Here is a 5,017-nt window from a genome sequence, read left to right as displayed (position 1 = left end):
CCAAACAAACACTATTTTTCCGGCCGCCCCTCTCTTTTTTTTACACCCCCCCGCCCCCCGCCGGGGGGGGCGGGGCGGCCCTCCCCCGCCGGGGGGGGTGGGGGGCGCCCCCCGGCCCCCCCCCAACCCGAGCCCGGATGTGCTCCGGGCCGATCCCGCCGCGAGTCGCCGTATTACGACGTGGCGGTGATCTTCTGCTTCGGGCTCACCACGTACTCGGCGTTGAAGCCGGCCACGTCGCCGTTGCTGATGAGGCCGAGGCAGCTGGCGTTGGACGCCTTCAGGTCGCTTCCCGTGCCGTCGATGACGAGGGCGCCCTTGGTGTTGTCGTAGTGCCCGTACACCTTGCCCGTGAAGTCCGCGTTGCAGCCGACGCCGGAGATGTGCGCCGAGATGTCGCTGACGGTTCCGTCGACCCAGTCCGTGTGCGTGGCGTTGGGCTGGATGACGTTGATCTTCCAGGGCGACGCCTTCATCGAGACGTTGAAGGCGATGCCGCCCACGTCGCAGCCGGTGAACGTGATGGTGTTGATGCTCCCGATGCCGACCCCGTCGGCGCTGGTCGTCTGGAGCGTCCCGGCCGTCACCGAGGAGGAGTCGCAGACGAGCTGGACGAGGGGGACGTCCAGGGTCGGAAGGGTGGCCTTGGCGGTGAACGCACCGCCCGGGCTGACCGTCCAGGAGTGCGAGGTGGCGGTGGCCGAGGCCGACGACACCGTCATGCCGATGGCCGCGCCGAGTGCGGCGGTGACGAATGCGGCTCTGCGTGCAAGGGTGTTCACGGTTCCATTTCCCTTCAGAAGGCGTGACCCATGCGGAGAACCCGTCCCGCCGAAAATGGCTGGAACTCCGATGGGGGCACAGGACAGAGAAGTGGCAGTCCAACCTGACCGACTGCGCGACCACTTGCTTTCGGCGAAGACGCTACGGTCGAGTAACGTGGCTCCGCAACACTCGGGGCGAAGAATCTCCGGAAGCATGAATCTCGGCCAACAAATTTGTTGCGCAATGCGCAGAAGCCCTCAGGATTCTTGTCCGGAAGTGAGCAACAAGTGGCTCGTCGACCGCCCATCCACTTCCGCCCATCCCTCCGCCCCTTCTCCGACCGGCCGACAACTCCCCACGTCACAGCCCCGGAAGGATCTCTCCGCCGCCCCGTCGGCCCATGACTGCGCGACGGCACCCACATCCGGAAGCGGCACTCACAAACTGACGAGTCGCCGGGCGATCGTGGCCGATTCGCATTCCGGCCGCCCCCCTCGTGATCCCGCCCGGCCGCACCCTTGGCCGACCGCCCCGGCACCGGGGAGAACCGGGGACGTCGGCGATCGCCACGGAATGCCACCGGGCCACCGGAATACCGCCTCTCCTCTTGACTTCCAGGCATCGAGGCGGTCGACTTGTCGGCTCCGCAGCAGTCGTATCGCATTCCCCACGGGCGAGGACGGTACAAGTTTTCCCGGGCCCTCCAGGAATTCTTTTCATGGAACGCCGAAATCGAAGGCGCCCCGTCCCGCACAACCGGAGCCCTTGGGTCCGGGAGTCTTGGTGACCCGCGCCCTTCGCCCCGGTAGGTGCCCCTTACATCTCGTCCTGTCGTGCCTGTGTCCACAGCCGCGCACGTCGACTATCTTCAGCAGCCCACGTTGGTACGCACCTGACGGCTTGGGAGCGCTCCTCCCACGGCCCACCCCCCATCGGGCGCCGGAGAGCAAGGGACAGAGGAATGCCGGGAGTTGCACAACCCTCGGAACTCGGAGAACCGCTCGGACCGCTGCCGCAGGAGTTCGCTGCGATCGTGCGTCCCGAAATACCCGGCCTGGTCAAGGAGATCGGGCTGGAGGTCACCCGCACCTACCCCGAGTACGCACGGCTGCTCGACGGTCCGTACGGACAGGGTATCCGCGTGGGCGTGGAGCAGAGCATCTCCGTCTTCGTGGAACAGGTCGCCGAGCCGACCGCTCCTTCCGCCCTGCGGGACGAGATGTGCCGGAGGTTCGGCCGGTTCGAGGCGTACGAGGGCCGGAGCCTGGACCAGTTGCACGGCGCCTACCGGCTGGGGGCCCGGATCGCGCTGCGCCGGGCCAAGAAGGTCGGCCGACGCCACAACCTCTCCCCCACGATGATGCTCACCTTCGCCGACGCCCTGTTCGCCTACGTCGACGAGCTCGAGAAACTGTCCCGCGAGGGATACCTGGAGGTCCGGGCGGCCTCAACAGACCACACGGGCACGCTCAGAAGACGCCTGCTGCATCTGATACTCGCCGGACGTCCCGCGCCCCGGACCGCCATCGCCGAGCTGTGCGAACAGACCGGCTGGACCATGCCCGACGAAGTGACGCTCGTGGCGGTACGCCCGTCGGCGGACCCGGGGTGCCGCGGCGCCGACCGGGACGTCCTCGTCGACTTCACCGATCCCCAGCCCCACTTATTGATCCCGGGACCGCTCGACGATGCGCGAAGACGCATGCTCGACCGGGCGCTCCTGGACACCCGCGCCGCCGTCGGTCTCACCGTTCCCACCGCCATGGCCTCGGACTCGATCCGATGGGCCCGTCGTGTGCTCGAACTCATCGACGCGGGCGTCGTCGACGAGGCACCGATCGTCCTCTGCGAGGACCATCTGCTCACGCTCTGGCTGCTCTCCGACACCGCGCTTCTCGACCGGCTCGCGCAGCGCGAGCTCGCCCCCATCGCCGGAATCAGCGCGAATCGCCGGGAACGACTGATCGAGACCCTGCGGATCTGGCTCGACACCCGTGGCACCGCCGCCCAGATGGGCGAACTGCTCGACGTGCACCCGCAGACGGTCCGTTACCGGATGCGCAATCTGGAATCCATCTTCGGGGAACAACTCGTGAACCCGGAGGCCCGGTTCTCGACCGAGACCGTACTGCGTGCCCGACGGCTCCAGTTACGCGCCCGGAACGACGACGTTCCCCTGTGAACCACCGGATGGACGGACCGGGATCGGATCACACCCGGCTCCACGGGGCAACTTACCCCCGAGTAAGGCGAAATAGCCGGTCACTCCCAGACGGTTGCCACACGGAGACGCTCCCGACCAGAAATCAGCAACCGCGTCCCGTAGACAGGAGGAGTCGGCCGCCCGCCGGGCGGCCGCGCCCCGCACCGTCTCCTGGCCGACCATCCGAGAGGGAACCCCCCATGACCGCCTCGCACCTCCTCGTCCCCGTGCCGATCCCGGACCGGGTCGCCGCACTGATCGGCTCCTGCGTCCCCCCGCACATCCTGCGGGCGGAACTTGAGGCCGCATGCGCCGCGCGGGAGGTACGCAGGTTCCGCGGCCCGCGCCTGTGCGCCGAGGACCGGGCCGACCGCGAACAGGCGCTCTCGGAACTCGCCCGCGCCAACAAGGTCCTCGCCGCCCATCATCCGCGGTTGCCGGTACGTCCCGGCAGTGCGTGGTGACCCGGCCGTCACGCACGCGGCGCCCGGCACGGGCTGTTCGCCCGGCCGCGGCGGAGCCGAACGCCCCCGCCCTCGACCGGGCCGGGAACTCTCAGACGCGGCCCACCGTGAGTTCCGCCCGGCGCGGCGACGCGAGGGCGTCGAGGTCCGTACGTGCCAGTCCGGTCAACCGGGCGACCTCGGCGCCGTCCAGGGCACCGCAGTCGATGCCGCGCAGCAAGTATCCGCTGAGCGCCTTGGCGGTGGCGGGTTCGTCCATGACGTCGCCGCCGGCCTCGGCGACGTACGCGGCGAGCCGTTCGGCGGCCTGGTCCAGTCCCTCGCGGTAGAAGGTGTACACGGCCGCGTACCGGGTCGGCAGATGCCCCGGGTGCATGTCCCAGCCCTGGTAGTAGGCGCGGACCAGGGCGCGGCGGGTGAGGCGGTGGTGGAGCCGCCATGCCTCGTGGACCCGGTGGGTGGGACCGACCGGGAGGACGTTGGTGGAGCCGTCGCAGACCCGTACGCCGGTCCCCGCCGCGGCGACCTGCATGACCGCCTTGGCGTGGTCGGCGGCCGGGTGGTCACTGGCCTGATGGGCGGCGCCGACCCCGACGCAGGCGCTGTAGTCGAACGTCCCGTAGTGCAGGCCGGTGGCCCGGCCCCGCGCGGCGTCGATCATGCGGGCGACGGCGGCGGTGCCGTCGGCGGCGAGGATGGACTGGCTCGTCTCGATCTGGATCTCGAAGCCGAGCCGGCCGGCGGGCAGCCCGTGTGCCTCCTCGAACGCCTGGAGGAGCCGTACGAACGCGGTGACCTGCTCGGGGTAGGTCACCTTGGGAAGAGTGAGCACCAGTCCGTCGGGCAGACCGCCTGCCCGCATCAGGCCGGTGAGGAAGATGTCCGCGGTGCGGATGGCGCGGTCGCGCACGGCGGCCTCCATGCACTTCATGCGGATGCCCATGTACGGGGCGGCCGCGCCGTTCGCGTACGCCTCCGAGACCAGCCGGGCGGCTCGGGCGGCGGCCTCGTCCTCCTCGGCGTCGGGGCGGTTGCCGTAGCCGTCCTCGAAGTCGATGCGCAGGTCCTCGACGGGTTCGCGTTCCAGTTTGGCGCGCACCCGGTCGTGGACCGGTGCGGCGAGCTCGTCGGGGATGCCGAGGACGGCGGCGAAGGACTCCGCGTCGGGGGCGTGCTCGTCCAGGGCGTCCAGTGCCCGGTCGCCCCAGGAGCGGATGGTGTCCGAGGCGAACACGTCGCCCGGGACGTAGACGGTGTGGACCGGTTGGCGTGTGCCCGGGTCTCCCGGGTACCGGCGGGCGAGTTCGGCGTCGACGGCGGCGAGGGAGGCGCCGATCTCGGCGCCGACCGCTCCGGCGAGGCTCGTCGCCACCTGCTCCTGCTGTCCCATGTCCACACCCTCCAGAGCCAGATCGTTTCCGCTTCCCGGAAGCAAGGGTTCGCATGGTGAAGCTATAGGGCCGTACATCGCGCGTCAACGGTGATCGCAGACGGTCCGGGGCCGTGTGGTGGATGTGGCACCACACGGCCCCGGACCGTCGAGGAAGCAGGAAGAAACAGGGAGGAACGGGAGGGGATCAGCCCT

General features: G+C 69.6%; 4 protein-coding genes. 2 read left to right on the top strand and 2 right to left on the bottom strand.

Annotation, left to right across the window (positions count from 1 at the left end; genetic code table 11):
- Positions 1–173: 173 nt before the first annotated feature.
- Entirely contained in the window at positions 174–782 is a 609-nt protein-coding gene (locus ACFC79_RS33815; RefSeq protein WP_376248392.1) for a hypothetical protein, read from the bottom strand.
- 944 nt (positions 783–1,726) lie between these two features.
- Between ACFC79_RS33815 and ACFC79_RS33810 the strand changes: the two genes are divergently transcribed.
- A complete protein-coding gene (locus ACFC79_RS33810; RefSeq protein ID WP_376248389.1) occupies positions 1,727–2,947 on the top strand; it encodes a helix-turn-helix domain-containing protein in 1,221 nt (406 codons plus the stop codon).
- Between the two features lie 221 nt (positions 2,948–3,168).
- Positions 3,169–3,432 (top strand): hypothetical protein, encoded by a 264-nt coding sequence (locus ACFC79_RS33805; RefSeq protein ID WP_376248386.1) that lies wholly within the window; start codon positions 3,169–3,171, stop codon positions 3,430–3,432.
- Between the two features lie 91 nt (positions 3,433–3,523).
- Here the strand turns inward: ACFC79_RS33805 and ACFC79_RS33800 are convergent, their stop codons facing one another.
- Complete coding sequence (locus ACFC79_RS33800; protein WP_376248383.1) at positions 3,524–4,822, bottom strand: DUF6986 family protein; 1,299 nt, start codon at positions 4,820–4,822, stop codon at positions 3,524–3,526.
- Positions 4,823–5,017 lie beyond the last annotated feature (195 nt).

The sequence above is a fragment of the Streptomyces sp. NPDC056061 genome (assembly GCF_042266885.1).
Classification (GTDB): Bacteria; Actinomycetota; Actinomycetes; order Streptomycetales; family Streptomycetaceae; genus Streptomyces.
Note: the sequence above shows the minus strand (reverse complement) of the source record. Positions and strands in the feature narration are given on the sequence as shown.

Coding starts and splice junctions, on each gene's coding strand:
- ACFC79_RS33810 (WP_376248389.1), top strand. CDS start 1,727: ATGCCGGGAGTTGCACAACCCTCGGAACTCGGAGAACCGCTCGGACCG.
- ACFC79_RS33805 (WP_376248386.1), top strand. CDS start 3,169: ATGACCGCCTCGCACCTCCTCGTCCCCGTGCCGATCCCGGACCGGGTC.
- ACFC79_RS33800 (WP_376248383.1), bottom strand. CDS start 4,822: ATGGGACAGCAGGAGCAGGTGGCGACGAGCCTCGCCGGAGCGGTCGGC.